This window comes from Streptomyces anulatus, assembly GCF_000721175.1.
Taxonomy (GTDB): domain Bacteria; phylum Actinomycetota; class Actinomycetes; order Streptomycetales; family Streptomycetaceae; genus Streptomyces; species Streptomyces anulatus_C.
Genome location: NZ_JOEZ01000012.1, coordinates 113,328 through 136,079 on the forward strand (window position 1 = coordinate 113,328; position 22,752 = coordinate 136,079).

20 protein-coding genes and 1 pseudogene are annotated in these 22,752 nt (G+C 72.6%); 9 read left to right on the forward strand and 12 right to left on the reverse strand.

Translation table 11 applies throughout. The features are described from left to right. Window positions 1-24: 24 nt before the first annotated feature. A complete protein-coding gene (locus IG90_RS0115105) occupies window positions 25-1,227 on the forward strand; it encodes an amino acid deaminase/aldolase (RefSeq protein ID WP_030583518.1) in 1,203 nt (400 codons plus the stop codon). 28 nt (window positions 1,228-1,255) lie between these two features. Here IG90_RS0115105 and IG90_RS0115110 read toward each other — a convergent pair whose 3' ends face one another. Both IG90_RS0115110 and IG90_RS0115115 read right to left on the reverse strand, forming a co-directional pair. Then, a complete protein-coding gene (locus IG90_RS0115110) occupies window positions 1,256-2,215 on the reverse strand; it encodes a DUF2510 domain-containing protein (protein WP_030583520.1) in 960 nt (319 codons plus the stop codon). A 58-nt stretch (window positions 2,216-2,273) separates the two neighbouring features. Then, entirely contained in the window at window positions 2,274-3,209 is a 936-nt protein-coding gene (locus IG90_RS0115115) for a LysR family transcriptional regulator (RefSeq protein ID WP_030583524.1), read from the reverse strand. Window positions 3,210-3,279: 70 nt separating this feature from the next. On the opposite strand from IG90_RS0115115, the gene IG90_RS0115120 reads away from it, so the two are divergent. After that, window positions 3,280-4,467: a TDT family transporter gene (locus IG90_RS0115120; protein WP_030583527.1), complete on the forward strand. Its 1,188-nt coding sequence runs from the start codon at window positions 3,280-3,282 to the stop codon at window positions 4,465-4,467. Here IG90_RS0115120 and IG90_RS0115125 read toward each other — a convergent pair. The 4 genes from IG90_RS0115125 to IG90_RS0115140 form a co-directional block, all read right to left on the reverse strand. Then, window positions 4,406-5,116 (reverse strand): helical backbone metal receptor, encoded by a 711-nt coding sequence (locus IG90_RS0115125; RefSeq protein WP_030583530.1) that lies wholly within the window; start codon window positions 5,114-5,116, stop codon window positions 4,406-4,408. The genes IG90_RS0115120 and IG90_RS0115125 overlap by 62 nt on opposite strands. Before the next feature lie 30 nt (window positions 5,117-5,146). Further along, a complete protein-coding gene (locus IG90_RS0115130) occupies window positions 5,147-5,692 on the reverse strand; it encodes a helix-turn-helix domain-containing protein (RefSeq protein WP_030583532.1) in 546 nt (181 codons plus the stop codon). 165 nt (window positions 5,693-5,857) lie between these two features. Further along, window positions 5,858-8,482 carry an ABC transporter permease/substrate binding protein gene (locus tag IG90_RS0115135; protein WP_030583534.1) on the reverse strand — a complete coding sequence of 875 codons (2,625 nt, stop codon included), beginning with the start codon at window positions 8,480-8,482 and terminating at the stop codon, window positions 5,858-5,860. Next, a complete protein-coding gene (locus IG90_RS0115140) occupies window positions 8,475-9,551 on the reverse strand; it encodes a quaternary amine ABC transporter ATP-binding protein (protein WP_030583536.1) in 1,077 nt (358 codons plus the stop codon). Before IG90_RS0115140 ends, IG90_RS0115135 begins: the two co-directional genes overlap by 8 nt. A gap of 320 nt (window positions 9,552-9,871) precedes the next feature. Here IG90_RS0115140 and IG90_RS0115145 point away from each other — a divergent pair, with 320 nt between their 5' ends. Both IG90_RS0115145 and IG90_RS0115150 read left to right on the forward strand, forming a co-directional pair. Further along, window positions 9,872-10,780, forward strand: a complete 909-nt coding sequence (locus IG90_RS0115145; RefSeq protein ID WP_030583538.1) for a 5'-3' exonuclease — start codon at window positions 9,872-9,874, stop codon at window positions 10,778-10,780. A gap of 57 nt (window positions 10,781-10,837) precedes the next feature. After that, window positions 10,838-11,689, forward strand: a complete 852-nt coding sequence (locus IG90_RS0115150; RefSeq protein WP_030583541.1) for a siderophore-interacting protein — start codon at window positions 10,838-10,840, stop codon at window positions 11,687-11,689. 109 nt (window positions 11,690-11,798) lie between these two features. On the opposite strand, the gene IG90_RS0115155 is transcribed toward IG90_RS0115150, so the two are convergent. After that, the gene (locus IG90_RS0115155; protein ID WP_033894224.1) at window positions 11,799-12,533 is read right to left on the reverse strand and encodes a MerR family transcriptional regulator; all 735 of its coding nucleotides are present in this window, start codon (window positions 12,531-12,533) and stop codon (window positions 11,799-11,801) included. 117 nt (window positions 12,534-12,650) lie between these two features. Here IG90_RS0115155 and IG90_RS0115160 point away from each other — a divergent pair, with 117 nt between their 5' ends. From IG90_RS0115160 to IG90_RS0115180, 5 genes and pseudogenes are all read left to right on the forward strand, one after another. Continuing rightward, the gene (locus tag IG90_RS0115160; RefSeq protein WP_033894226.1) at window positions 12,651-13,619 is read left to right on the forward strand and encodes a hypothetical protein; all 969 of its coding nucleotides are present in this window, start codon (window positions 12,651-12,653) and stop codon (window positions 13,617-13,619) included. Beyond that, window positions 13,616-14,051: pseudogene (locus tag IG90_RS39455) on the forward strand (ABA4-like family protein). Before IG90_RS0115160 ends, IG90_RS39455 begins: the two are co-directional and overlap by 4 nt. A gap of 115 nt (window positions 14,052-14,166) precedes the next feature. Continuing rightward, entirely contained in the window at window positions 14,167-14,751 is a 585-nt protein-coding gene (locus IG90_RS0115170; RefSeq protein WP_030583550.1) for a sigma-70 family RNA polymerase sigma factor, read from the forward strand. Continuing rightward, complete coding sequence (locus tag IG90_RS0115175; RefSeq protein ID WP_030583553.1) at window positions 14,748-15,500, forward strand: anti-sigma factor; 753 nt, start codon at window positions 14,748-14,750, stop codon at window positions 15,498-15,500. The genes IG90_RS0115170 and IG90_RS0115175 overlap by 4 nt, the downstream gene beginning before the upstream one ends. A gap of 38 nt (window positions 15,501-15,538) precedes the next feature. Beyond that, the gene (locus tag IG90_RS0115180) at window positions 15,539-16,906 is read left to right on the forward strand and encodes a cryptochrome/photolyase family protein (protein WP_030583556.1); all 1,368 of its coding nucleotides are present in this window, start codon (window positions 15,539-15,541) and stop codon (window positions 16,904-16,906) included. Between the two features lie 65 nt (window positions 16,907-16,971). Here IG90_RS0115180 and IG90_RS0115185 read toward each other — a convergent pair whose 3' ends face one another. From IG90_RS0115185 to IG90_RS0115205, 5 genes are read right to left on the reverse strand one after another with little or no spacing between them, the layout of a single operon-like run. Further along, a complete protein-coding gene (locus tag IG90_RS0115185) occupies window positions 16,972-17,775 on the reverse strand; it encodes a DUF1295 domain-containing protein (protein ID WP_030583559.1) in 804 nt (267 codons plus the stop codon). Next, a complete protein-coding gene (locus IG90_RS0115190) occupies window positions 17,772-19,118 on the reverse strand; it encodes an SAM-dependent methyltransferase (protein ID WP_030583564.1) in 1,347 nt (448 codons plus the stop codon). The genes IG90_RS0115185 and IG90_RS0115190 overlap by 4 nt, the downstream gene beginning before the upstream one ends. Further along, the gene (locus IG90_RS0115195; protein WP_030583568.1) at window positions 19,115-20,380 is read right to left on the reverse strand and encodes an SAM-dependent methyltransferase; all 1,266 of its coding nucleotides are present in this window, start codon (window positions 20,378-20,380) and stop codon (window positions 19,115-19,117) included. The genes IG90_RS0115190 and IG90_RS0115195 overlap by 4 nt, the downstream gene beginning before the upstream one ends. Continuing rightward, on the reverse strand, window positions 20,377-21,102 hold the full coding sequence (locus tag IG90_RS0115200; RefSeq protein ID WP_030583572.1) for a DUF1365 domain-containing protein: 726 nt from the start codon (window positions 21,100-21,102) through the stop codon (window positions 20,377-20,379). The genes IG90_RS0115195 and IG90_RS0115200 overlap by 4 nt, the downstream gene beginning before the upstream one ends. Further along, window positions 21,096-22,370: an NAD(P)/FAD-dependent oxidoreductase gene (locus tag IG90_RS0115205; RefSeq protein ID WP_030583575.1), complete on the reverse strand. Its 1,275-nt coding sequence runs from the start codon at window positions 22,368-22,370 to the stop codon at window positions 21,096-21,098. Before IG90_RS0115205 ends, IG90_RS0115200 begins: the two co-directional genes overlap by 7 nt. Window positions 22,371-22,752: the final 382 nt, after the last annotated feature.

A 22,752-nucleotide genomic window follows, 5' to 3' on the forward strand; every position in this document is an offset into this window, starting at 1 on the left:
GCGGCTCTCTGGCAAGCTGCGGCCATGACTGCCCGCGCCGCTGACCGGACCCGCTACAACCGGGCCACCGCCCATCTCGACGCCCCGATCGCGATCGTCGATCTGGACGCGTTCGACGCCAACGCCGACGATCTCGTGCGGCGGGCGGGCGGGAAGCCGGTCCGGGTGGCGAGCAAGTCGGTGCGGTGCCGGGCCCTGCTGGAGCGGGTGCTCGCGCGCCCCGGGTTCGCCGGGATCATGTCGTACACGCTGGCGGAGTCGCTGTGGCTGGCGCGGGCCGGGTTCGACGACGTCCTGCTGGCCTACCCCTCGGCCGACCGGGCCGCCTTCGCCGAGCTGGCCGCCGATCCGAAGCTGGCCGGGGCCGTGACGGTGATGGTCGACGACCACGCCCAGCTGGAGCTGATCGACGCCTCCAGGGCCGGCGGGCAGGAGGAGGTCCGGGTCTGCCTGGAGCTGGACACCTCGCTGCGGATGCTGGGCGGCCGGGTGCGGATCGGGGCGCTGCGCTCGCCGCTCCGCTCCCCCGCGCACCTCGCCGAGCTGGCCCGCTCGGTGGCCCGGCGGCCGGGCTTCCGGCTGGTGGGCGTGATGGCGTACGAGGGGCATGTCGCCGGGGTCGGCGACGCGCTGGCGGGGCGGCCGCTGCGGTCCCGGGCGATCCGGCTGATGCAGTCCGCCGCCCGCAAGGAGCTGGCGGTGCGCCGGGCCGAGGTGGTGCGGGCGGTCCGGGCGGTCGTGCCGGACCTGGAATTCGTGAACGGCGGCGGCACGGGCAGCGTGCAGCACACGGCGGCCGAGGCCGCCGTGACGGAGATCGCGGCCGGTTCGGGGCTGTACGTGCCCCGGCTGTTCGACAACTACACGTCGTTCACCGGCCGCCCGGCGGCCCTGTTCGCGCAGCCCGTGGTGCGCCGGCCCGGCGTGGGCGTCGTGACGGTGCTCGGGGGCGGCTATCCGGCGTCCGGCGCGGCCGGTGCGGACCGCTCGCCGGTGCCGTATCTGCCGGAGGGGCTGCGCTACGACGCGCAGGAGGGCGCGGGCGAGGTGCAGACGCCGCTGCTGGGCTCCCCCGCCGACGACCTGCTGATCGGCGACAAGGTCTGGTTCCGGCACGCCAAGGCCGGGGAGCTGTGCGAGCGCTTCGACGCGCTGCACCTGATCGAGGGCGACCGGGTCACGGCAAGCGTTCCGACGTACCGGGGCGAGGGGCGGACCTTCCTCTGACCGCGTCGGCTCCGGACCGGGAACCCGGTCAGGGGCCGATCGACGCGCCCACGCCGCTGCTCGTCCCGCTCTCGCCGAGCGGACGGATGCCCTTGGTGATCGTGTCCATCAGGGACAGCGGCAGGCCGGCGACGTCCGCGTCGAAGGCGAACCGGACGATCACCGGGATCTCGGCGCCCACCGAGGACGGGAAGGCGACGGACTGCACGTACCCGCCGGGTCCCTTGCCGGTGGTGACCTGCCAGCGCACCAGATAGCCGGTGCGTCCGGCGACGGTCAGTTCCTGTGCCTTGAGCACCTTGTGGGACGTGATGCCGCCGTGGGTGCGCCGGCCGAGGTTGTCCTCCTCGTAGGCCCGGTCGGCCGCGGTGACGATGTCGCGCTCGGCCAGCACCTTGGGGTCGGTCCCGCCGCCCTGGGCGGTACGGGTGGTGACCGTGCCGTGGTAGCAGAACGACGAGGCGGCGGGGCAGTCGTAGGACTGTTCGGTACGGATGGTGGGGTCGTCGTCGGAGGTGTTCTCCGGCTTCTCCCAGCCCTCGGGCACCGGCAGCGTGACCCCGTTGAGCTGGTCGACGAGGACGGTGGGGTCCTCGTCCGGTTCGGGATCGGCGGAGGTGGAGGCGGTGGCCGTCGGGGTGGTGACGGGGGCCGGGGACGATGTGGTCGTCGGAGCCGCCGGCGTACCGCTGTCGTCGCGGCCCAGCAGCACCGCGCCGGTGACGGCCGCGCCCAGGACCAGCACGCCGGAGACCGTGATCGCCAGGACCTTCGTACGGCCGCCGCCGGATCCGCCGTGGAGGTCGCGCCGGTGCGGGAGCGGAAGCGACGGCGGGCCGAACTCCGCGGGTGCGGGCGGCTGTTGCGGTGGGGCGTGGGCGGCGGCGAGCGGGCGGGTGTGTGCGGTCCAGGCCGCGCCGTCCCACCAGCGCTCGGTGCCGGGTGCACCCGTGTCCGGATACCAGCCGGGCGGCGTCGGGTAACTCATGCCCACACTCTAGGGTCCGGCTCCGACACGGTCGCCGGGGTTCTCGGCCTTCCCGGGGTCAGGCGTCCCGGCCGGTCAGGGACAGCAGGTCGCGGGCGGGGCCGGTGGGGCGGTGGCCCCCGGGCCAGACGGCGCGCAGTTGGCGTCGCAGGCGTACGCCCGCGACGGGGACCTTGACCAGGCGGCGGGAGGACAGTTCCTCGCCCAGGGCCAGTTCGCTCAGGACACAGGGGCCCGCGCCGCTCTCCGCCGCGCCCTTGACGGCCGTGGTGGAGGAGAGTTCCAGCAGGGGCTGCGCCAGTCCGCCGTGTACGGCGAGCGCCGCGTCCAGGACCTGGCGGGTGCCGGAGCCGTGTTCGCGCAGGATCAGCGGGGTGGCGGCGAGTTCGCCGGGCAGCAGGGGGGTGCGGCGGCGGGCCCAGAGGTGGCTGGGGGCGACCACGACGACGAGGCGGTCGTGGGCGATGACGGTGCCGTCGAGGCCGTCCGGTGTCGACAGTCCCTCGACGAAGCCGAGGTCGGCCTCGCCGGTGACCAGGCGGCGGGCGACAGCCGCGGAGTTGCCGACGAGGAGCGAGACGGCGGTGTCCGGGCGCTCCCCGCGCAGGGCGATCAGCCACCCCGGCAACAGGTATTCGGCGATCGTCATGCTGGCGGCGACCCGCAGCCGGGAGTCGCGGCGGTGACGCAGCGCCTGGGTGCCCGCGTCGAAGACCTCCGCCGCCTCGACGACCCGGCGCGCCCAGTCGGTCACCAGCGCGCCGGCGTCGGTGAGCCGGGAGCCGCGCGGAGAGCGGTCCAGCAGGGCGACGCCGAGCTGTCGCTCCATGGACCGGACGCGGCTGGAGGCGGCGGGCTGGGTGATGCCGACGTCCTTGGCGGCCCGTCCGAGGCTGCCGTGCCGGGCGACGGCGAGCAGCAGTTCCAGCGCCCCGAGGTCGGGGACCCGGTGGGAGAGGGGGATGCGGGGTGCGTCTGCGTCGTCGCCGGTCATAAGGCCAGCTTATGACCTCATAGGAACGGGGTCCCTGGTGGGCGGGGGCCCGGCCACCAAGAATCGTGGCATGGCCATCTTTCCGCAGACCCGGACCGCTGTACCGTCGCCCGCCGCCGCGCTGCCGACCCGTCCGGCGGAGGCGTCCGGCGTTGCGACGCGACTGCCGTCCCTGCGGCACATCGGCCCGAACTGGTACGCGAGCGTCATGGGCACCGCGATCGTCGCGAGCGCCGGCGCGATGCTCCCGGTGGACGTTCCCGGTCTGCGCGCCGCGTGCACCGTCGTGTGGGCGCTGTCGGCCGTGCTGCTCCTGGCCGTTCTCGCCGCCCGGGGCGGGCACTGGCTCTTCCACCGCGACCAGGCGCGCGCCCATCTGCTGGACCCGGCGATCGCCCCGTTCTACGGCTGTCTCTCGATGGCGCTGATGGCCGTCGGCGGGGCCACCCTGACGGTGGGCGCGGACGTGGTGGGCGTGCGGGCGGCGCTCGCGGTGGACGTGGTGCTGTTCGTCGCGGGTACGGCGGTGGGGCTGGCCGCCGCGGTCGTGGTGCCGTATCTGATGGTCGTCCGCCACCGTCCCGCGCCCGGGACCGCGTCGCCGGTCTGGCTGCTGCCGCTGGTCGCCCCGATGGTGTCGGCCTCGCAGGGCGCGCTGCTGGTGCCCCACGTGCCGGCCGGGCAGGCGCGTGAGGCGCTGCTGCTGGCCTGCTACGCGATGTTCGGCCTGTCGCTGCTGGCCACGCTGGTGGTGCTGCCGCTGGTCTTCTCCCGGCTGGTCCACCACGGTCCGCTGCCGCTCGCGCTGACCCCGACGCTGTTCCTCGCACTGGGGCCGCTCGGGCAGTCGACGACCGCCGTCAACCAGCTGGCCGACGTGGCCCCGGGCGCGGTCGGGGCTCCCTACGCCTCCGCGTTCGGCGCGTTCGCCGTGCTGTACGGGGTGCCGGTGATGGGTTTCGCGCTGCTGTGGCTGGCCCTGGCGACGGCGATGGTGGTGCGGGCCGTGCGGAACGGGATGGGGTTCGCGATGACGTGGTGGGCGTTCACCTTCCCCGTCGGTACGTGTGTGACCGGGGCGGCCGGCCTGGCGCGGCACACCGGTCTCGACGCGCTGACCTGGCCGGCGGTGGCGTTGTACGTGCTGCTCGTGGTGGCGTGGGCGGCGGCCGGGACGCGGACGGCTCTCGGAGTGCTCAGCGGAGCGCTGACGGCAGCACCCGTGCCGCCTCGGCCAGCGACGGCCCGTACCACGTGAGCAGCCGCCCGTCGACGAGTGCGACGGGCAGGGTGGGAAAGGCCTCGGGTCCGTCGTCGGCGGTGAAGCGGTAGGGCTCGTCGGGCAGCACGATCAGCTCGGCCCCGGAGTCGTTCAGCTCGTCGAGCGTGATGCGGGGGTAGCGCTCGGGGTGGTCGGCGTACACGTTGCGGATGCCGAGGCGGGCGAGGAGGTCGCCGGCGAAGGTGTCGTGGCCCAGCACCATCCAGGGCCTGCGCCAGATCGGCACGGCGGCGGGGCGCGGGCTCCCGGAGGGCGCGGGCAGGGCGGCCCAGGCGGCCTCGGCGTCGTCCAGCCAGCGGGGCCGGGCGAGCCCGCAGCCGTCGACGAGGACGCGGTGCAGTTCGGCGAAGGCCTGCTCCAGGGTGCGGACCTCGGTGACCAGGACGTCGATTCCGGCGGTCCTGAGCGCGTCGAGGTCGGGGGTCCGGTTCTCCTCCTCGTTGGCGATCACGAGGTCGGGGGCGAGGGCGGTGATCGCGGCCACGTCCGGATTCTTCGTGCCGCCGATCCGGGCGGCGGTGAGGTCCGCGGGGTGGGTGCACCAGTCGGTGACGCCGGCGAGCAGCCCGGGTGCGGTGTGGGCGACGGCCTCGGTGAGCGAGGGGACCAGGGAGACGACGCGCACGGGACGCCTTTCGGGAAGGGAACGGCAGGCTCAGCGGCGCGAGTCGAAGGTGGCGTCGATGTGTTCGGCCACCGAGACGACCAGGAGCCGGGTGCCGGGCACGGTGGCGCGCCAGCGGTGGCGGACCCCGCCGGAGAGGAACAGGGCGTCGCCGTGTTCCAGGCGGTGGACCTGGCCCTCGGCCTCGACGTCGACGGCGCCCTCGACGACGTACATCAGTTCGTCGTTGCGGTGCTGGAACTCGCGGCCGAGGTCCGGCTCGCCGGTGAACTCCAGGGCGCTGAGCTGATGGCGGCCGCGCACCAGGCGGCGTACGCCCTCGCCCTCCTCGGCCCGGACGACGTCCACGGCGCGCGCGGAGTCGGCGGCGGCCCGCAGCCGCCCGGTGGTGGTCTCCAGCGCCTCGGCGACCCGGTCGAGGGAACGGGGGCTGGGGCGGGCGCGCTCGTTCTCGATCTGGCTGAGGAAGGGCACGGAGAGGCCGCTGCGCGAGGCGACCGCGGCCAGCGTGAGCCCCAGGGTTCTGCGCCGTCGGCGGACGGCGGCACCCACTCTCGGTGTGTCCTTGTCGTCCATGTGTCCAGCTCCCTCCCGCCCCCGCCATCCTCCCGGTTGCCAGCACCTTACGCACATGGTTGCGCACGACGTCCGGTGAACGACCACCGGGCAGCCGGAAGGGGTGGCCCCGCCCGAAGGCGGGAGCCACCCCTTTCGACCTGTGCTTTCGTCCCGTGGAAACCCCTACTGGGGTGCCATGGTGTCCGCGATGCCCGGGTTGTCGTCCATCCAGGCCTTCACGGCTTCCTCCTCGTGCCCCACGCCGTGCCTCTGGATCTCGTTCTCCAGTCCGCCGAGCTGCTTCTCGGTGAGCTTGAAGTCCTCGAACCACTTCGTCAGCCGCGGGTACTGCTCCGGGAACTTCTTGGAGGCGATGGTGTGCAGCCGGTCGCCGTCACCGAACGTCTTCTTGGGGTCCTTGAGCTTGGTCATGCCGTACTCGTTGTACGCCCAGTGCGGGGTCCACAGCAGGACCGCGACGGGCTCTTTCCTGGCGTACGCGCGCTTCAGTTCGGCCAGCATGCCGGGCGTGGAGGAGTCGAGGACCTCGAACTCCTTGTCCAGGCCGTACTGCGGCAGGACGTTCTTCTTGAGGTTCTCCATGGCGGCGGCGCCGGGCTCGATGCCGATGATCCGGCCCTTGAAGTCGGAGCCCTTGCCCTTGAGGTCGTCGAGGGACTTGACGTCCTTGACGTAGTCGGGGACGGCGACCTCGACGGAGGTCGGCCCGTACCAGGAGCCGATGTCGGTCAGCTTGTCGCCGTACTTGTCCCAGTAATTCTTCTGGGTGTACGGCAGCCAGCCGTCGAACTGCACGTCGATCTGACCGCGTGACATCGCCGCGTACATGGGACCGACCTCGAACTGCTTGAGGTTGATCTTGTAGCCGCGCTCCTCCAGGACCGCCTTCCACAGGTACGTGGCGGCGATGTCCTCCTCCCACGGGAACCAGGCGACCTCCAGGGCACGGTCGCGCTCGTCCTCGCCGTCGGCGCCCTCGGCGGCCTCCGGGACCGGGGACCACTCGTCGGCGACGCCCGGGTTGGCCTTCAGCCAGGTGCGGACGGCTTCCTGCTCCTTGCCGGAGCCGGACTTCTGGATCTGGGCTTCCAGGCTGGTGAGCTGGTCCTCGGTCATCTTGAAGTTCTTCAGCCACTTGCTGACCACGGGGTTCTCGGCGGAGAAGCCCTTGCGCGCCAGGGTGTGGACGCCGTCGCCCTCGCCCCAGAGCTTCTTGGGGTCCTCGAGCTTGGTGAGGTCGTACTCGTTGTACGCCCAGTGCGGCGACCAGAGCGGAACGACGATCGGTTCCCTCTTGGCGTACGCGCGCTTCAGCTCGGCCAGCATGGAGGGCGTGGAGCCGTCGATGAGCTTGTACTCCTCGTCCAGGCCGTAGCCCGGCAGCAGCTTGTCCTTGAGCAGGCCCATCTCGCCGGCGCTCGGCTCGATGCCGACGATCCGGCCCTTGAACTCGGACGCCCGGCCCTTCAGGTCGTCCATCGACCGGACGTCCTTCAGGTACGCGGGGACGGCGAGCTCCAGCGAGGTCGGGGCGTACCACGCGCCGAGGTCCTCCAGGCGGTCCTGGTACTTCTCCCAGTAGCTGGCGTGGGTGACCGGCAGCCAGGAGTCGGTCTGGAAGTCGATCTGCCCGTTGGCCATGCCGGTGTAGAGGGCACCGGCCTCGTACTGCTTGACGTCGACCTCGAAGCCGCGCTGCTCCAGCATCTCCTTCCAGAGGAAGGTGGAGGCGATGCCCTCGTCCCACGGGATGTAGCCGATGCTGACCTTCTTGCCGTCGCCGATCTGCGCGGCCTCGCCGGCGGTGTCGTCCTTGGAGCCGCCGCCGAAGACGCTCATGCTGCCCGCGACGAGCGCGAGGACGATGATGCCGACGGCCGCGACGCGGGGCTGCGGGCGGTAGGTCCAGATCTTCCAGCCGTCGGCCATGGCCTGGGCCTTGGCGACCGCGCGGCGGCCCAGCGGGGAGACCGCGGTGCCCAGCGCGCCGGTCATCCGGTCCAGGTACATGGCGAGGATGACGATGGAGATGCCCGCCTCGAAGCCGAGGCCGACGTCGACGTTGCCGATGGCCCGGTAGACGGAGCCGCCGAGGCCGCCGCCGCCGACCATGCCCGCGATGACGACCATGGACAGGCCCAGCATGATGACCTGGTTGATGCCGGCCATGATCGTGGGCAGAGCGAGCGGCAGCTGGACGCGCAGCAGGGTGTTGCGCGAGGTGGTGCCGAAGGCCTCGGCCGCCTCTACGAGTTCGCCGTCGACCTGGCGGATGCCGAGTTCGGTCATCCGGACGCCCGGGGGCAGCGCGAAGATGATGGTGGCGATGATGCCGGGGACCACACCGACGCCGAAGAAGATGACGCCGGGAATCAGGTAGACCATGGCGGGCATGGTCTGCATGAAGTCCAGGACCGGCCGGGTGATCGCGCTGACCGTCCTGGACCGGGAGGCCCAGATGCCCAGCGGCACGGCGATGACCAGGGTGACCAGGGTCGCGACGAGCACCAGGGTGAGGGTGTCCATCGCTTCGTCCCACAGCTCGACGGAGTCGATGAGGGCGAACCCGACGAAGGTGAGCAGTGCGGCGGGCAGGCCGCGCAGCCACCAGGCGATGACGGCGACGATGCCCGCGAACAGCAGCGGTGCGGGGGCGGAGAGGACGGCGGCTATGCCGTCGAACATGCCGCTGACGATGGAGCTGACGGCGTCGAAGAGCCAGGCGAGGTGGGTCTGCAGCCAGTCGACCGCGGAGTCGACCCATTCGCCGAGGGGGAGCCTAAACACGTGCCACCTTCTTCACGCCGCCCGCGGCTGCGGGCTCGGCGTCGCGGGGGGCCTCGGCCGGGACCATCGGCTCGCCGAGGACGGCGAGCAGCCGGGAGCTGGGGACGACGCCGACGAGCTTGCCCCTGGCATCGGTCACGGCGACCGGGTTCGCGCTCTGCGAGCAGGGCGTGAACAGGTCGATGACCGGCGTGGACTCCGGGACCGTGGCGGGGGCCGCGGCGAGGACGTCCTGCGGGGTGCGCAGTTCCTTGCCGTCCGCCGCACTGGTGCCCATCACGGTGTGCGGCTCGGCCATGATCGCGCCCGCGGTGAGCACCCGGGAGCGGTCGACGTCCTGGGTGAAGGAGGCGACGTAGTCGTCGGCCGGGGTGATGAGGATGTCCTCGGCGGTGCCGAGCTGGACGATCTCCCCGTCGCGCATCACGGCGATCCGGTCACCCAGGCGCATGGCCTCGTTGAGGTCGTGGGTGATGAAGACGATGGTCTTCTTCAGGCGCTTCTGGAGCTCCAGCAGCTGGTCCTGCATGTCACGGCGGATCAGCGGGTCGAGCGCGCTGAAGGACTCGTCCATGAGCAGCAGGTCGGCGTCGGTGGCCAGGGCACGGGCGAGGCCCACGCGCTGCTGCATACCGCCGGACAGCTCGTCGGGCCAGGACTTCTCCCAGCCTTCGAGGCCGGTGAGCCGCAGCGCCTCGGTGGCGCGCACCTCGCGCTCCTCACGCGACACGCCCTGGACCTCCAGGCCGTACGCGGCGTTCTCCAGGACGCTCCGGTGGGGGAAGAGCGCGAAGTGCTGGAACACCATGCTGATCTTGGTGGAGCGGACGTTCCGCAGCTCGCGGGGGCTCAGGGCGGTCAGGTCCTGACCGTCGAACAGCACGCGGCCCGCGGTCGGCTCGAGCAGACCGTTCAGCATGCGCAGCAGGGTGGACTTGCCCGAGCCGGACAACCCCATGACGACGAAGATCTGGCCCGGCTCCACGGTGAACGAGGCGTCGATCACCGCGGCGGTCGTTCCGTCGGCCCGCAACTCGTCGCGGTCGGTGCCGGACTCGAGCTTCCGCACGGCTTCGTCGGGTCGTCTGCCGAAGACTTTGTACAAGTGTTCGGCTTGCAGCCTGGACACATACACCTCACGCGTCGAACCGAAAACGGTCTGCCACCCCCTCCGGCAGACCGTGGAGCAATGCGGGCTCTGTCCGCGTGTGGCACATGCACTAGTTGAAATGCGACGTGGTCCGCTCCGGTGGCGCGCCTGCCCACGCTTACACCACCCAAACAAGACAGTGACCTACGTCACCGACATGCGACGGAAGGGCGGTGAGCGGTTACCCGGAGCGACTGTGGGTGCGGTGGGGCATCATCGGGTCTGTGACGCGACGCCTGATGCTCCTCGACACCGCCTCCCTGTACTTCCGCGCCTACTTCGGGGTGCCCGACTCGGTGCGCGCACCGGACGGGACGCCCGTGAACGCCGTGCGCGGACTCCTCGACTTCATCGGCCGCCTGGTGCACGACCACCGGCCGGACGACCTGGTCGCCTGCTGGGACAACGACTGGCGCCCGCAGTGGCGGGTCGACCTGATCCCGACGTACAAGGCACATCGGGTCGCCGAGGAGACGCCCGCCGGACAGACGGACGAGGAGGAGATCCCCGACACGCTGTCCCCGCAGGTCCCGATCATCGAGGACGTGCTGGCGGCCCTCGGGATCGCCCGCGTCGGCGTCACGCCGTACGAGGCGGACGACATCATCGGCACCCTCACGGCGCGGGCGACCGGTCCGGTGGACATCGTCACCGGCGACCGCGACCTGTATCAGCTGGTCGACGACGCCCGCCGGGTGCGCGTGCTCTACCCGCTCAAGGGCGTCGGCACGCTCCAGGTGACCGACGAGGCGTGGCTGCGCGAGAAGTACGGGGTGGACGGCGCGGGGTACGTCGACCTGGCGCTGCTCCGCGGCGACCCGAGCGACGGACTGCCGGGCGTCCCCGGCATCGGCGAGAAGACGGCGGCGAAGCTGCTGGACGCGTACGGCGACCTCGACGGCATCATGGCGGCGGTGGACGACCCGAAGGCGAAGCTGACCCCGTCGCAGCGCAGGCGGCTGGACGAGTCGCGCGCCTATGTGGCGGTCGCGCCGAAGGTGGTCCGGGTGGCCGGGGACGTGCCGATGCCCGACTTCGATCCGGCGCTGCCGCGCGAGCCGCACGACCCGGCCGCCTTGGAGGCACTGGCGGAGCAGTGGGGCCTGGGCGGAGCACTTCAGCGACTGCTGACCGTCCTTCAGCACTGAGGTGCTAACTTACTTAGGTATACCTAAGTCTTCAGCATGCGAACCAGGGAGTACCTCGTGGCAGAGCGGCCGGCCCGGCAGGGACCCAAGGCCCAGGGGGCGCAGGTCGTGCGCACCGAGCAGATCACCCCGCACATGGTGCGGGTGGTCCTCGGCGGCGAAGGGCTAGCGGACTTCACCCTCTCCGGCTTCACCGACCACTACATCAAGCTGTGCTTCGCACCCGAGGGCGCGGACTACGCCCACCCGTTCGACATGGCCGCCATCCGCGAGGAGTACCCACGCGAGCTGTGGCCCACCACCCGTACGTACACGGTGCGTTCGTGGGACCCGGCCTCCCGGGAGATGGCCGTCGACTTCGTCGTGCACGGCGACGCGGGCCTCGCGGGACCGTGGGCGCAGCGGGCCCGGGTGGGCGAGCAGGTGACCTTCCTCGGCCCCGGCGGCGGTTACGGTCCGAAGGCTTCGGCGGACTGGCACCTGCTGGTCGGCGACGAGAGCGCGCTCCCGGCGATCGCGGCGGCGCTGGAGCAGATGCCGTCGAGCGCACTGGTGCACGCCTTCGTGGAGGTGTCGGACGCCTCGGAGGAGCAGAAGACCGAGGCGCCCGACGGGGTGGCCGTGACCTGGCTGCACCGCGGCGACCGGCCGGTCGGCGAGCTGCTGACCGCCGCTGTGAAGGGGCTGGACTTCCCCGAGGGCGAGGTCCAGGCGTTCGTGCACGGGGAGGCGGGCTTCGTGAAGGAGATCCGCCGGTATCTGCGCGTGGAGCGGCAGATCCCGCTGGCCCAGCTGTCGATCTCGGGCTACTGGCGCCTCGGCCAGAACGACGACGCCTGGCGCGCCGTGAAGCGCGAGTGGAACGAGCAGGTGGAGCGCGAGCAGGAGAACGGCACGGCCTCCGCGTAGCCCGCCCCGACGACGGCCGCGCCCGGAACATGTACCCCGGGCCGGCCGGCGAGCGGACCATCGGACCCCGTCCACCGCAGTCGCGGCGGGCGGGGTCCGCGCGTCGGCGTCAGGCCTCCGGAGCGCCTCCCTCAGGCGGAGCCGGAGCCGCACGGCCGCCCGCCGCCCCTCCCGGGCCGTCCGCCCGGTCCGCCTCGGCCGGGCCGGAGAGGTGACGCCGGGACTCGAAGCGCCGGAAGGACACGTCGATGTGCGCCAGCCTCCGCAGCGCGCCGAACATCGCCTCACCGAGGACGGTCCCCACGACGACGCTCTCGACCAGGTCCTCGCGGGCCACCCGCCGCTGCACGTAGTCGAGGTCGGCGCGGGCGACCGGCTCGGCGGCGTCCGCGTAGACGTCCAGCAGGTCGGTGTATCCGCCGTGCCCGGCCCTGCGCAGCGCGGCGAGCACCTCCGCCAGTGATTCGGCGGCGGGGCTCTGGTCTTCGGCCTGCCAGCCGCGCCGCCGCAGCAGCTCGGCCACCTCCTCGCGCGCGTCCTCCAGTTCGGGACCCGCCTCCTCCTCGCCGGTCGGCGTGATGCCGTCCGCCGCGACGCCGAGCACCTTGTGCACCGGCTGGTCCGGATCGTCCATGGCTTCCAGGACCTCGCCGATGGCGGCGAGCGAGAGGCCGCCGACGTCCAGCAGCGCCCGGATGAGGCGCAGTCTGCGCTCGTGCCCGGGGCCGTAGTGCGCCTGGTTCGGGCTGGTCAACTCCCCTGCGGACAGGAGCCCTTCACGTAGGTAGTACTTGATCGTCGGTACCGGAACCCCGGACCTGCGACTCAATTCACCGATGCGCACCGCGTGTTCGTCCTTCCGCCCTTGCCAGACACCGCATCCATCATAGATAGTCCCCCTATCGGATAGCGGACAGCGCGGCTATCCATAACGCTCGGACAGCGTCTCAGGGGGTCCCTCATGTCGTCATGGCGTTCCTGGCATCGCCCATTAGTCGTCTTCTCCGCCGCGATGGCCGCTCTCGCCCTCGCCTCCGCCGTGGGTCTCGTGGTCGACGACCGGGTCCTGGTGGGCGCGCCGATCTGGGCGAAGCCGTTCAAGTTCGCCGTGTCCTTCGCCGCGTACTGCCTGACGCTGGCCTGGATGCTGACGCATCTCACGCGGGGGCGGCGGACCGGCCGGTGGGCGGGGCACGTCGTCGTGCTGACGAGCCTGGCCGAGATGGTGATCATCACCGTGCAGGTCGTCCGGGGGAAGCGCAGCCACTTCAATACCGCGACCGCCTTCGACTCGGCGCTGTGGGACGCGATGGGGATGACCATCGTCGTCCTGTGGGCGGCCACCCTGGTGATCGCCGTCCTGCTGCTGCGCACCCGCATCGCCGACCGGGCGACGGCCCTGGCCGTCCGGGGCGGCCTGCTGATCGCCATGGCCGGCGCGGCGCTCGGTTTCCTGATGACCCTGCCGAGCGAGGGCCAGCGGGCGGCCGGGAACCTCGGCACCGCCGACGTGATCGGCGCGCACTCCGTGGGGGTACCGGACGGCGGCCCGTCCATGGCCCTGACCGGCTGGTCGACGACCGGCGGCGATCTGCGGGCCCCGCACTTCGTGGGCATGCACGCCCTCCAGCTGATACCGCTCCTCCTCATCGCCCTGGTGCTGCTCGCGCCCCGTTTCGCCCCGTTGCGCGACGCCGGGATACGGCTGCGCCTCGTACGGGTCGCCGTCGGCGGTTACGCGGCGCTCGTCGCTCTCATCACCTGGCAGGCGCTCCGGGGCCAGCCGCTGATCCACCCGGACGCGGCCACGACGGCCGCCGCCGGAGCAATCCTCGCGGCGGTGGCGGGCGGCGTCCGGGCCGCGCTGCGCCCGACGGCCGCCGCCCGCCGGATCCGTACCGCTGCCGACGACAGGGAACCCGTGGCATGACCGGCGCGCTCTTCGAGATCACGTTCTGTCCGGCCGCCCCGTTCCGGCTGCTGATGATCTTCGCCCCCACCTGGTCCGGCACCGCCCGCCTCGTCGCCTCACCGCTGACCGTGCTGCCGGCTCGCCGTCCACGTCGGCATGGCCGTCCCCGTGTTCCCGGAACTGTGGACGGCGGTGAGCAGTCCGGACATCGACACCTTCCGTGAGCTGACGGCGCCGGCCGACGGAGCGGGAGCGATCTGGGCGCAGGTGACCGCCTGGGATCTCCTGCTCGGGCAGTGGATGTACCTCCGGATCCGGAAGCTGGGGCTCTCGCCGTGGCTGATGGTGCCGCTGCTGGTCCTGACGATCCTCCTGTCGCCGTTCGGGCCGCTGATCTTCCTCGCGGTCCGCGCCGTCCGGCTGCGGCGGCGCGAAACGCCCGCCGGCTGAATCGCGCGTCCTCCCGGGGCCGGGTCTGGAAAGATCGCGCGGACCCGACCAATCCGTACGGCCGTCCGCTCCGAATCACTGCTGGAAGCGACGATCGTCCCGGGAGGAAACCCGCGTGAAGGAAGCCGTACACATCAGTGGGGTGCCCTCGCCCGGTCCTGATCTCCAGGAGCTCCTGGTGCGGGTCGCGCGGGGCGACCAGGACGCGTTCGCCGAGGTGTACGACGCGGTGAGCGGGCCCGTGCTCGGCCTGGTGCGCAGCGTGCTCCGCGATCCGGCGCAGTCGGAGGAGGTGGCTCAGGAGGTGCTGGTGGAGGTGTGGCGGACCGCCCCCCGCTTCCAGGCCTCCCGGGGCAGCGCGATGAACTGGGTGCTGACCCTGGCCCACCACCGGGCCGTCGACCGGGTGCGCTCGGCCGAGGCCGCTGCCGCCCGGGAACACAAGGCGGCGCTGCTGGACCGGACGCCCGCCTTCGACGAGGTGTCCGAACAGGTCGAGACCCGGTTGGAGAGAGAACAGGTTCGGCGCTGTATGCGCACCCTGTCCGAGCTGCAACGGGAGTCGGTGACGCTGGCCTACTACCGGGGCCTGACCTACCGTGAGGTGTCCGAACTCCTCGCCGTACCGCTGGGCACCATCAAGACACGACTCCGCGACGGCCTCATCCGGCTGCGCGACTGCCTGGGGGTGAGCGCATGAGCACGGCCGAGCTGCACACGCTGACCGGGGCCTATGCCCTGCATGCGCTGACCGAGTCCGAACGGCAGGCGTTCGAGCGGCATCTGGAGGACTGCGAGGCCTGCGCCCAGGAGGTGCGGGAGTTGTCGGCCACCGCCGCCCGGCTCGGCCTCGCCGTCGCCGAGACCCCTCCGCGCGAGCTGCGCGAGAGGGTACTGCGGGAGATCACGACCGTACGCCAGGAGGCTCCGGCGCCCGGCAGACGGGAGCGGACCGGCGGGGGCGGACGCACCGGCCGGTGGTACACCTACGCGCTCGCCGCCTGCATCGCCGCGGCTGCCGCGTTCGGCGGGGTCGCGGTCTGGCAGAACCAGGTGGCGCGGGACGCGCGGCAGGAGGCGGATCAGGCGCAGCGGCAGAACGAGCAGCTGGCCCAGGTCCTCTCGGCCCCGGACGCGAAGACCACGTCGAGTGCGCTGACCGGCGGCGCGCACGGCACCGTCGTCGTCTCGCAGAGCCAGAACCGTGCGGTGTTCGTGGCCTCGGGGATGGAACGGCCGCCGAGCGGCAAGGTCTACCAGATCTGGTTCAACGACGAGGGCACGATGCGCTCGGCCGGTCTGATGGACCCGACGGCGAGCGACGACGCGGTCCTGCTGGACGGGCCGGTGGACCGGGCGTCCGGGATGGGCATCACGGTCGAGCCGGCCGGCGGGTCCGCCGAGCCGACCTCGTCGCCGGTGGCGCTGATGGACTTCCCCGCCGCCTGACCGATCGCCCACGAACCCTGCAAGGGAGCGCCCGTTCCATGAGTGTCGCGGTGGTGCTGTTCACTTCCGATCTACGAGTCCACGACAACCCGGTGCTGCGTGGGGCCCTGCGGGACGCGGACGAGGTCGTCCCGTTGTTCGTGCGGGACGACGCCGTCCACCGCGCCGGGTTCGACGCGCCCAACCGGCTCGCGTTCCTCGCCGACTGCCTGGCCTCCCTGGACGCCGGACTGCGCCGCCGGGGCGGCCGGCTGGTCGTCCGCCGGGGCGAGGTGGCCGCCGAGGTGAAGCGGGTGGCCGAGGAGACCGGGGCGGCCTCGGTGCACGTCGCCGCCGGGGTCAGCCGGTACGCGGCGCGGCGCGAGGAGCGGATCCGGGAGGCCCTGGCGGGCACCGGCTGCGAACTGCGCATCCATGACGCGGTGGTCACCGCGCTCGCTCCGGGCCGAGTGGTCCCGACGGGTGGCAAGGACCACTTCGCGGTGTTCACCCCGTACTTCCGCCGTTGGGAGGCGGAGGGAGTACGGGGCACACTGACGGCTCCGCGTACGGTCCGGGTGCCGGACGGCGTGGCGGGCGACCCGCTCCCGGACCGGGACACGGTCAAGGACCTCTCCCCCGGACTGGCCCGGGGCGGCGAGGACGCGGGCCGCAAGCTGGTGACGTCCTGGCTGAACGGGCCGATGGCCGACTACGAGGACGGCCACGACGACCTGGCCGGCGACGCCACCTCCCGGCTCTCCCCCCACCTCCACTTCGGCACGGTCTCCGCCGCCGAACTGGCCAACCGCGCACGGGAGAAGGGCGGGCCCGGCGGCGAGGCGTTCGTACGGCAGCTCGCCTGGCGCGACTTCCACCACCAGGTCCTCGCCGCCCGCCCCGACGCCTCCTGGTCCGACTACCGGCCGCGCCACGACCGCTGGCGCTCCGACGAGGACGAGATCGACGCCTGGCGGACCGGGCGGACGGGTTATCCGCTGGTGGACGCGGCGATGCGGCAGCTCGCGCACGAGGGCTGGATGCACAACCGGGGCCGGATGCTGGCCGCGAGCTTCCTCACCAAGACGCTGTACGTGGACTGGCGGGTGGGCGCCCGGCACTTCCTGGACCTGCTGGTCGACGGCGACCTGGCGAACAACCAGCTCAACTGGCAGTGGGTGGCGGGCACCGGCACGGACACCCGGCCCAACCGGGTGCTCAACCCGGTGATCCAGGGCAGACGCTTCGATCCGCGCGGCGACTACGTACGGCGCTGGGTGCCGGAGCTGGCGGAGCTGGCGGGGGCCGCGATCCACGAGCCCTGGAAGCTTCAGGGCCTGGACCGGGCGGCCCTGGACTACCCGGAGCCGGTGGTGGACCTGGCCGAGGCCCGGTCCCGCTTCGAACGCGCCCGCGGTCTGGACTGACCGGACGACGGCATGGCACGGCAGGGCCCGTCCCGTGGCTGCGGAACGGGCCCGTGTCGATGTGCTCAGCTCCTGCGCGGCGGCCGGGGGAAGAAGCCGCTCGTCCGCGCGACGTACGCGTCGAACCCGGGCCGGTCGGCCATATGACGCTCCAGCAGGGCAGCGCCGCTGCCCTTGGTCAGCAGGAAGCTCATCACCAGCGGGGCGACGACGGTGGCGGCAGCGGCGGCCGGGGCCTGACAGACGAAGAGGAACAGGCCCCACCAGACGCAGAAGTCGCCGAAGTAGTTCGGATGACGGGTCCAGGACCACAGCCCCCGGTCCATGATCTTCCCCTGGTTGGCGGGGTCGGCCTTGAACCGGGCCAGCTGTGCGTCGCCGATCGCCTCGAAGGCGAGGCCGACCGCCCACAGGAGCGCCCCCGCCCAGGCCCACCAGGCCAGCGGCGCGGTGAGGTACTGCGCGGCCTGCACCGGGAGCGAGACGAGCCAGACCAGCGCGCCCTGGAGCAGGTACACCTTGCGCAGGGCGTACAGGTGCGGGTTGCCGGGGGCCTTGGCCAGCATCTTCGCGTAGCGCGGGTCCTCGCCGTGCCCCCGGCCGCGCCGCCCGATGTGAACGGCGAGGCGCAGCCCCCAGATCACGGTCAGCGCGGTCACCAGGAGCCGGCGGCCGTCGTCGCCCGCGCCCGCCGAGAGGCCGTAGGAGACCAGGGCCACGGCGGCGAACCCGACGCCCCAGGCGATGTCGACGATCCGGTGCACGCCCTTGTTCAGGGCGACGGCGAAGGTGACGAGCATGACGCCGAGGGCGGCGACGGCCGCGCCCGCGAGCCCGTTCGCGAACGCCGGCCAGGCGAAGCCGCTCACCGGTCCTCCTCCGGTGCGTACCAGTCGTTCCGGGTGGCCGGCATCGCGGCGGAGCCGACCGGGCCGGGCCGTACGGAGAGGATCTGGTCGACGCCCATCCGCCGCTCCTCGAACGCGAGGGCGCCACCGACGAGGTAGAGCCGCCACACCCGCGCGGTCTCCTCCCCGGCCATGGCGACGAACTCCGCCCAGTGCTCCTCCAGCGTGCGCCGCCAGGCCTCCACCGTCAGGACGTAGTGCTCGCGCAGGGACTCGACGTCACGCACCTCCAGCCCGGCCCCCTCCAGCAGGGCGACCGTGTCGCCGAGCGGCCGCATGTGCATGTCGGGGGCGATGTACGACTCGATGAACGCGCCGCCGCCGGGCGCGGTCGTCCCCCGGGACATCTGCTGGACCATGGCCCGGCCCCGCGGCCGGAGCACGTCGTGCAGGATCGCGGTGAACGCCGGATACTCGGCGTCGCCGACGTGCTCGCCCATCTCGATGGTGGACACCGCGTCGTACGCGCCCCGGGTCCCGGGGCGTTCCGCGATGTCCCGGTAGTCGATGTGTCGCACCTCGACGAGATCGTCGAGCCCGCGTGTCGTGACCTGCTCCCGTACGTACGCGGCCTGTTCGGCGGCGAGGGTGACGGCGGTGACCTGGACGCCGTGGCGCTCGGCCGCGTACAGGGTGAGCGAACCCCAGCCGCAGCCGATGTCCAGCAGCCGTGCGCCGGGCCGCAGTCCGAGCTTGCGGCAGATCAGTTCCAGCTTGTCGCGCTGGGCGTCGGCCGGGCCGTAGCCGGGTGCGTCGCTGGTCCAGTAGCCGCAGGAGTACGCCATCGTCTCGTCGAGGAGCAGCGCGTAGAAGTCGTTGGACAGGTCGTAGTGGTGGCTGATCGCCGCCCGGTCGCGCGCCTTGCTGTGCAGGGCCCCGCGCAGGCCGGCGCGGGCGGCGGGGACCGGCGGGCGGGGGCCGGCCGCACCGAGGCGCAGAGCGAGGCCCGCCGCCTTGACGCGGTCGCCGAGGGCGGGCGCGGGCGCGGTGAGGCCGCGTTCGCGCACGGCGCGGCGCATGGCCCGCAGACCGTCGCCGAGGTCGGCGTCGAGGTCGATGTCGCCGGTGATGTAGGCCTCGGCGAGGCCGAGTTCGCCCGGCTCCCACAGCAGGCGGCGCAGCGCTCTGCGGGTCCGCACATGGACGGTGGGGGCGTCGTGGGGTCCGGTCTCGCTGCCGTCCCACATCCGTACCCGGACCGGCAGTGCACCCCCGAGGAACCGCTCGATCAGCGGTTCGACGCGCTGGGCGGCCCCGGTCGGAGTACGGCGCCGGGCGGGGGGCCTGGTGGCGGCGGTGGTCACGCGGTCTCCTCACGGGTCAGCAGCAGTTGCTGCACGTCCAGATAGCCGGAGCGGAAGCCCGCTTCGGAGTAGGCGAGATAGAAGGTCCACATCCGGCGGAAGACGGCGTCGAAGCCGAGGGCGTCGACCTCGGCGGCCCGTTCGGTGAACCGCTCCCGCCACAGCCGGAGCGTCTCGGCGTAGTGCGCGCCGAAGCGGATGCGCTGGGTGGTGCGCAATCGGGTGTGGCCGGTGGTGATCCGCTCCACGGCCTCGGTGGAGGGCAGCAGTCCGCCGGGGAAGATGTACTTCTGGATCCAGGTGTACGTGGAGCGGCTGGCGCGCAGCCGGTCGTCGGGCATCGTGATGGCCTGGAGGGCGATCAGGCCGCCGGGGGCGAGCAGCCGGTCCAGGGTTCCGAAGTAGACCGGCCAGAACTCCTCGCCGACCGCCTCGACCATCTCGACGCTGACGATGGCGTCGTACTCGCCGGTGACGTGGCGGTAGTCGCTCAGCCGTACCTCGACGCGGTCCTCGTACCCGGCCTGGCGGATGCGGGTGCGGGCCAGTTCACGCTGTTCCGCGGAGAGGGTGACGGTGACGACCCGGGCGCCGCGGGCGGCCGCGCGGATGGCCAGTTCGCCCCAGCCGGTGCCGATCTCCAGGAGGCGGGTGCCCTCGGTGACCCCGGCGGCGTCCAGCAGCCGGTCGATCTTGCGGTGCTGGGCGGCGGGCAGCAGGGCGTGCTCGGCGGGGAAGCCGCGGAAGACGGCGGAGGAGTAGGAGAGCGTCTCGTCGAGGAAGAGGGCGAAGAGCTCGTTGGACAGGTCGTAGTGGTGGCTGATGTTGTCCCGGGAGCCTTCGGGGGTGTTCATCTGCGCGGCGGGCCTGCGCAACGCCCAGATGCCGCGCAGGCGTTGCAGCGGCCGGGGGACGAGGTCGGCGGCGTTGTCGGCGAGCACGGTCAGCACGCCGACCAGTTCCGGCGCGTCCCACTCCCCCGCCATGTAGGACTCGCCGAAGCCGATGAGTCCGCTCGCGCCGATCCGCCGGAAGAAGGCGTCGGGGTCGTGGATGTCCATGAGCGGCCCGCCGAGGCCGATGTCGTCCCTGCCCGCGAGCCGGACACGCAGGGGGAGCCGGGCGAGCGCGTGGCGGACGATGCGTTCGGCGACGGCGGTCCGGGGGCGGGAGGCCCGGGGCAGCGCGACGATGTCGGGCCAGCGTTCCGGGTCGGTCCCGGGGGTGTGTTCAGCCGGCGGCGCAGAGGTGGGAACGGTCACTGCATGCCTTCCTGTGGGCAGTGAGGGGGACGGGGCCGCACGGGGAGTCCGCGCAGGTGGAGCCGGATGCCGTGCAGGCGGATCGCGGCGGAGACGAGGACGGTGGAGAGGGGGTGGCGCAGGGCCAGGCGCACCAGTTCGCGCGGTGTGGCCGGTCGGCGGCCCCCGCGTACGGTCGCGGTGAACGGGCGGTTCCCCTCACGCTCCAGATGGACACTCAGGTCGAGACGGGGCCCGGGCTCGGGCAGCCGCATCCGGTAGCCGCCGTCCACGGGGAAGAACGGCGAGACGTAGAACTCCTTGCCGGTCACGGCCCGGTGGTCCCCGTCGGGACGCAGCAGATAGCCGTGGCGGCCGCCGTACGTGTTGTGCACCTCGGCGACGACGCAGAGGGGGCTGCCGTCGGCGCGGTGGCACCAGTAGACGGTGATCGGGTTGAAGACGTACCCGAACACCCGGGCCTGGGTGAGCATGGTGACGGTCCCGTCGCCGAGCTCCACCCCCCGCGCCCGCAGGAAGCGCTCCAGCCCGGCCCGGATGGTGGGCGCGGTACCGCCGAAGTGGTCGCGGGCGTCGAACCGGGCCAGCGGCCGCAGGGCGCGCGGCAGCCGGGGCGGCCGGTCGGGGTCGATCAGCCACAGATACGTACGGTGCCGGAACGCGTACGTCGTCGGCCGGTTCCGTACGTGCGTGATGGTGCACGGATAGAGGGCGTTCACCAGGCCACCCCGAGGGCGGCGGCGGCCTCCGCCCCCGAACGGCAGCCGTCCTCGTGGAACCCCCAGCCGTGGTACGCCCCCGCGTAGGCGGTGACGGGGCCGGACAGGGCGGGCAGCCGGGCCTGCGCGGCGACGGACTCAGGCGTGCAGACCGGGTGCTCGTAGACCATGCGGGCGCGCACGGAGTCGGGGTCGACCCGGTCGGATCCGTTCAGCGTGACCACGAAGGTCTCGGGCGCGTCGAGCCGCTGGAGCCGGTTCATGTCGTAGCTGACGGTCACCCGGTCGGCGTCGGCGGCACAGGAGGGCATCAGGTAGTTCCAGGAGGCCTTGGCCCCCCGGGCTCGCGGCAGCAGGGCGGTGTCCGTGTGCAGCAGGGTCGGGTTGCGGGAGTACCGGAACGCGCCGAGCGTGCCGCGCTCGGCGTCGGTCGGGTCGGTGAGCAGCCGCAGCGCCTGGTCGGGGTGGGTGGCGATGACGACGGAGTCGTACGGGGTGGTCGTGCCGTCCTCGGTGGTGACCTCGACGCCGTCCGCGTGCCGGGTGATCGCGCGCACCGGGGTCGAGGTGTGCACGGCGGCGAGCTGCTTGACGACACGGTCGACGTAACTGCGTGACCCGCCGGTGACGGTGCGCCAGACCGGGGAGCCGCCGATGGCGAGCATGCCGTGGTGGGCGAGGAAGCGGAAGAGGTAACGGGCCGGGTAGCGCAGGGCGGTGACCGGGTCGCAGGACCAGACGGCGGAGACCATGGGGGTGAGGAAGTGGGCGTGGAAGTACGGCGAGAAGCGCCCGCGCCGGGCGAACTCCCCCAGCGTCATGTCGCTCCCGGCACTTTCCGGCAGCGCCAGCAGGGCCCGTGCGGCGCGGTGGAACCGCGGCACCTCGGCGAGCATCCGCAGATAACGTCCGCGCACGGCGGAGCCCGGCTGCGCGAAGAGCCCGACGGGACCACGCGCCCCGGCGTACTCCAGACCGCAGCCCTCGCAGCGTACGGACATCGACATCTCGGACTCCTGCGTGGCGACGCCGAGTTCGTCGAAGAGCCGCAGCAGACGGGGGTAGGTCCGCCGGTTGTGCACGATGAACCCCGAGTCGACGCGGTGCACCCGGCCGTCGGAAGCGTCCAGATCGTGTGTGTGGGCGTGGCCCCCGACACGGTCGTCCGCTTCGTACAGCGTCACCTCGTGGGCGTCCCGGAGAACGTGGGCGGCGGTCAGCCCCGCCACTCCGGCTCCCACCACGGCCGTCCGCCGCCGTTCCCCTGCCATTCCGGCTCCCTCCGGTCCCTCAACGCGGTTCGGAGCACTGCTGGAGTGCTCCTCACCCTCCATTCGTGGCCGGTGCCCGGAAGGATTGGTCGGTGGCCGACTCTGCTCCGATCGGGTGAATAGGGGACCGGGACCAATCCGCCGGCCGACCGGCGCCGAACCCCCCTGTGTGAGAGCAGACCGGAACAACGCGCGGAGGGACGGGGCACTCCGGCCCCGGCGGTCCCGCTCGGCGCGTGCCCTGGCCGCCGCGCCCGGCGGCCCGGCCGCCGGATGCGCGGTGCGCCGCCGCGTCGCCCCGGTACGCCGTACGGATCCGGCCGGCGCCGGTCCCCGCGGCGTCCGGGGCGGGGCGGTGGGCCCGTCGGTGGTTCCGGTCCGC

Bases quoted from the DNA above. Each gene is read 5' to 3' on its own strand.
- IG90_RS0115105 (WP_030583518.1), top strand. From the start codon at position 25: ATGACTGCCCGCGCCGCTGACCGGACCCGCTACAACCGGGCCACCGCC.
- IG90_RS0115110 (WP_030583520.1), bottom strand. From the start codon at position 2,215: ATGAGTTACCCGACGCCGCCCGGCTGGTATCCGGACACGGGTGCACCC.
- IG90_RS0115115 (WP_030583524.1), bottom strand. From the start codon at position 3,209: ATGACCGGCGACGACGCAGACGCACCCCGCATCCCCCTCTCCCACCGG.
- IG90_RS0115120 (WP_030583527.1), top strand. From the start codon at position 3,280: ATGGCCATCTTTCCGCAGACCCGGACCGCTGTACCGTCGCCCGCCGCC.
- IG90_RS0115130 (WP_030583532.1), bottom strand. From the start codon at position 5,692: ATGGACGACAAGGACACACCGAGAGTGGGTGCCGCCGTCCGCCGACGG.
- IG90_RS0115145 (WP_030583538.1), top strand. From the start codon at position 9,872: ATGCTCCTCGACACCGCCTCCCTGTACTTCCGCGCCTACTTCGGGGTG.
- IG90_RS0115160 (WP_033894226.1), top strand. From the start codon at position 12,651: ATGTCGTCATGGCGTTCCTGGCATCGCCCATTAGTCGTCTTCTCCGCC.
- IG90_RS0115175 (WP_030583553.1), top strand. From the start codon at position 14,748: ATGAGCACGGCCGAGCTGCACACGCTGACCGGGGCCTATGCCCTGCAT.
- IG90_RS0115180 (WP_030583556.1), top strand. From the start codon at position 15,539: ATGAGTGTCGCGGTGGTGCTGTTCACTTCCGATCTACGAGTCCACGAC.
- IG90_RS0115205 (WP_030583575.1), bottom strand. From the start codon at position 22,370: ATGGCAGGGGAACGGCGGCGGACGGCCGTGGTGGGAGCCGGAGTGGCG.